This is a genomic window from Actinocorallia aurantiaca (assembly GCF_039533685.1).
Lineage (GTDB): Bacteria > Actinomycetota > Actinomycetes > Streptosporangiales > Streptosporangiaceae > Actinocorallia > Actinocorallia aurantiaca.
In genome coordinates this window covers 9,476-14,273 of record NZ_BAAATZ010000033.1, presented here as the reverse complement: position 1 = coordinate 14,273, position 4,798 = coordinate 9,476, and the positions used below count along the sequence as shown (strand labels likewise).

Annotated in this window: 1 protein-coding gene; it reads right to left on the bottom strand. The window is 76.3% G+C overall.

Annotated elements, in window-relative coordinates:
- Positions 1 to 4,798: type I polyketide synthase (locus ABD327_RS32000; RefSeq protein ID WP_344456494.1), on the bottom strand; the 4,798-nt coding region annotated here is incomplete at both ends.

The window sequence follows — 4,798 nt, the reverse complement described above, 5'->3', positions numbered from 1 at the left end:
GCCGCCAGGTCAGCGAGGAGCGCGGCGGCGCCCGGCGCGTCCGGGCCGCGGCGGGACAGCAGGAGCAGCCTGCGGGCGCCGCGTTCGGCGAGATGCCGGGCCAGCAGCGCGCCCAGGCCGCCGGTTCCGCCGGTGATGAGCACGGTCCCGTCCGGGATGTCCCGTCGCTCGCCGGGTTCGGCGCGCTCCAGCCGGGGCACCAGGAGGTCCCCGCCGCGGACCATGATCTGCGGTTCCTCCCCGTCCAGCGCCGTGGGCCACGCGGTCTCGTCGCCGCCGTCGAGCAGCACGAACCGGTCGGGATGCTCGGCCTGCGCCGACCGCACCACCCCCCACACGGCCGCCGCCGCCGGATCGGCGTCCGCGCCGACGGCTCCCTCGGTGACGACCAGCAGCCGCCCCCGCTCCGCGCCGATCCACTCCCGCACGACCTCCAGCGCCCGGTGCACGGCCTCCCGCACCCCGTCGGCCCCGGCCGCCGTCGCGAACCGCACCACGCCGGCCGCCCTCGCCCCGTCGAACGAGACGACTTCACCCGGTTCGCTCTGGTACGCGGCCGTCCCGAGCCCGCCGGGCTCGACCTGCTGCCGGGGTGCGGTGGTCTCGGGGGCGGGGTGCCAGGCGAGGCGGTAGAGGTGGCGGCGGGGGGCCTGGGAGGGGTCGGTGGGGCGGGTGCGCGCGGTGAGGGTGGCGAGGGTGGCGACGGGAGTGCCGTCGGGGGCGGTGAGGTGGAAGGAGCCGGCGGGGGTGGTGCGGACGTGGACGGTGGGGCCTGCGGTGCCCGTCACGCGCAGGTGGGTGCAGGCGGCGAGGGACCGTTCGGTGGGCGGGCCGTCGGGAGCCAGGGCGGCGAGGGATTCCCAGAGGCGGGGGTGCAGGGCGTAGCCGCCGGGGTCGGTGCCTTCGGGCAGCGCCAGGGGGGTCGGGGGGCCGTCGGGCGCGGGGACGGGGGCGGCGGCGCGGGCGAGGACACCGGTGGCGTGGCGGATCCACGGGTCGCCGGGAACGGCGTCGGCGGGCTGGGTGTGGAGGGTGAGGGGGCTGCGGCCGCCGTCGTCGCGGGGGCCGACCTCGACTTGGACGCGGAGGGCGCCGTCCTGGGGGAGCGGGGCCTCGAAGGTGAGGGACTCGATCTCCTCGTGCGCGGTGCGCAGGGCGGCGTGCACGGCGAACTCGAGCAGGAGGCCCTCGCCGGGCGCGGTGTTCGCCGGGATCAGGCCGGGGAAGACGGTGCCGGGGCGTCCGGCGAGGGCGAGCGGCTCGTCGAGGGTGACGGTCGAGGCGCCGGCGGCGGCGGGCCAGAACCGTTCGTGCTGGAAGGCGTAGGACGGCAGGTCGACCGGGGCCCGCCGGGGGCCGGTCAGCACCGCCGGGTCCATGGGGACGCCGCTGGTGTGGAGGCGGGCGACCGCGTGCAGGAAGGTGGCGGCCTCGTCGTGGTCGCGGCGGAGGGCGGCGGTGTGCACGCTGTCGGGACGGGTCTGGTCGTGGAGGGCGGTGAGGGTGCCGTCCGGGCCGAGTTCCAGGATGACGGGGGCGGTCAGGGAGTCCAGCGCGTGGCGGTAGTCGACGGGTTCGCGGATGTGGGCGGTCCAGTAGGCGGGGTCGGTGTGGTCGGCGGTTCCGGTGGTGGCGGCGATGATCGGGATCTGGGCGGGCCGGTAGGTGAGGGTGGCGGCGGTCTCGTGGAAGGCCTCGAGGACCGGGTCCATGTGCGGGGAGTGGAACGCGTGCGAGACGCGGAGGAGCCGCGCGCGCCCGCCGTCCGCGGTCACCCGGGCGATGAGGGCGGCCACCGCTTCGGCGGAACCGGCGACGACGGTGCTCTCCGGACCGTTGACGGCCGCGACGGTGACGCCCGCCGGAAGGAGGGGCTCGATCTCGCGCTCGGAGAGGGCGACGGTCGCCATGGCTCCGCCTTCGGGCAGGGAGTTCATGAGGCGGGCGCGGGTGGTGATGAGGAGGGCGGCGTCGTCGAGGTCGAGGATTCCGGCGCAGTGGGCGGCGGTGATCTCTCCGATGGAGTGGCCGATGAGGTGTGAGGGTGTGATGCCGAGCCAGGTGACGAGGCGGAACAGTGCCGTCTCCAGTGCGAAGAGGGCGGGTTGGGTGTAGAGGGTGGTGGTGAGGAGGTCGGGGTGGTGGTCGATGACTTGGCGCAGTGGTAGGTCGAGGTGGCGGTCGAGGGCGGTGCAGGCTTCGGTGTAGGCGTGGGCGAAGACGGGGAAGGTGGCGGCGAGGCCGGAGCCCATGCCCTGGTGCTGGGAGCCCTGCCCGGTGAAGGCGAACACGACGGAAGGCTCGTCGAGGGCCGCACCCCGCACCACGGCCGGGTGCTCGTCGCCCGCCGCGAGGGCGGCCAGCGCGGCGGCCCGGTCGGCGCCCACGAGCACCGCACGGTGCGGCAGGGAAGCGCGTGCGGCGAGCGCGGCGGCGACGTCGCCGTCCGCCTGCCCGTCCGGAAGGGCCTTCAGCAGGCGGGCCGCCTGGGCGCGCAGCGCCTTCTCACCGCGGGCCGAGAGGGTCCACGGCACCGGCCACGCGGGCGCCTCACGCCGGGGGACGGGCCCGGCGGCGGGCGGCTCCTCGATGATGATGTGGGCGTTGGTGCCGCTGATGCCGAAGGAGGAGATCCCGGCGCGGCGCGGTCGTTCACCCGGCTCCCAGGGCCGGTCCTCGGTGAGGAGGGCGACGGCTCCGGCGTCCCAGTCGACCTCGGGGGTCGGCTCGGTGACGTGCAGGGTCCGCGGCAGGACGCCGTGCCGCAGCGCGAGCACCATCTTGATCAGGCCGGCGACGCCGGCGGCGGCCTGGGTGTGGCCGATGTTGGATTTCACCGATCCGAGCCACAGCGGGGTTTCGCGGTCCTGTCCGTAGGTGGCGATGAGTGCTTGGGCCTCGATCGGGTCGCCGAGGCGGGTGCCGGTGCCGTGTGCTTCGACGGCGTCCACGTCGGACGGTGCCAGTCCGGCGTTGGCGAGGGCGGCGCGGATCACGCGTTGTTGGGACGGCCCGTTGGGTGCGGTGAGGCCGTTGGACGCGCCGTCCTGGTTGACGGCCGAGCCCTTGACGACGGCGAGGATGCGCCGGCCGTTGCGCCGCGCGTCCGACAGCCGCTCCAGCAGCAGCACGCCCGCCCCCTCCCCCCACGCGGTGCCGTCGGCGCTCGCGGAGAACGCCTTGACGTGCCCGTCCGCGGCCAGCCCGCGCTGGCGGCTGAAGGCCGCGAAGGCGTCGGGCGTGGACATCACGGTGACGCCGCTCGCCAGCGCGAGCGAGCACTCGCCGCGCCGCAGAGCCTGCGCCGCCAGGTGGAGCGCGACCAGCGAGGAGGAGCACGCCGTGTCGACCGTGACGGCCGGACCCTCGAACCCGAAGGTGTAGGAGACCCGGCCGGACACCACGCTCGCGGACGTCCCGGTGATCAGGTAGCCCTCGTCGCCGTGCCGGGCGCCGGACATCAGGGAGCCGTAGTCCTGGCCGTTGGTGCCGGCGAAGACGCCGGTGGCGGTGCCCGTCAGGGCGGTGGGGTCGAGGCCCGCGTTCTCCAGGGCCTCCCACGCGGTCTCCAGGAGCACCCGCTGCTGCGGGTCCATGGCGAGGGCCTCGCGCGGGGAGATGCCGAAGAAGCCGTTGTCGAAGCCGGCCGCGCCGGCGAGGAAGCTGCCGTGGCGGGTGTAGCTGGTGCCCTGGTGGTCGGGGTCGGGGTGGTAGAGGTCGGGCCAGCCGCGGTCGTCGGGGAAACCGCCGACGGTGTCGCGGTGGGCGGCGAGGGTCTCCCACAGGGCGGCGGGGGAGGTGATGCCGCCGCCGAAGCGGCACGCCATGCCGACGATCGCGATCGGTTCGTCGGACGCCGCCGCCACCGTGACGGCCGCCCCGGCCTCGGCCCCGAACAGCTCGGCGTGCAGGTGCTCGACGACGGCGGGCACCGTCGGATGGTCGAAGAGCAGGGTCGCGGGCAGCGCCAGGCCCGTCTCGCGGCGCAGCCGGTTGCGCAGTTCGACCGCGGTGAGGGAGTCGAACCCCTGGTCCTTGAACGACCGGCGCGCCGACACCGCCGTCGCGGACTCGTGGCCCAGGACGGCCGCCGCCTGCGCCCGCACCAGCTCGGACAGGGTCTCGCGGCGCCGCTCCGGCGGCGTCCCGGCGAGCCGTCCGCCCGCCTCGGCGGAGCGTCCCGGACGGGCGGCCGCGCGCCGCCGGACCCGGGGCCGCAGCAGCGCCGGGCGTTCGCCCGCCTCAGCCCGCACCGCCGCCGGATCCAGCCCCGCGGTGATCACCGCCGGGGCGGGGGCCGCGACCGCCCGGTCGAACAGGGCGAGGCCGCGTTCGTCGGGCAGCGGGACGGTCCCGAACCGGGCGAGCCGCCGCCGCTGCACGTCGCCGAGATGCCCGGTCATGCCGGTCTCGGCCTCCCACACGCCCCAGCCGAGCGCGGTCGCGGGCAGACCCCGGGCGCGGCGGCGCGCCGCGAGCGCGTCCAGGAACACGTTCGCGGCGGCGTAGTTCGCCTGCCCCGCGGTGCCGAACACCCCGGCCAACGATGAGAACAGCACGAAGGCCGACAGGTCGGCGTCGCGGGTGAGCTCGTCCAGCAGCAGCGCGGCGTCGGCCTTCGGCCGCAGTACGGCGTCCAGGCCGGCCGCCGTCAGCGCCGTTACGGGCCCGTCGGCGAGCACCCCGGCCGCGTGCACGACCGCGGTCAGCGGAAACCGCGGATCGACCGCCGCGAGCAGCGCGGTCAGCTGCTCGCGGTCGGCGACGTCGCAGGCGATGATCTCGGCTTCGGCGCCGA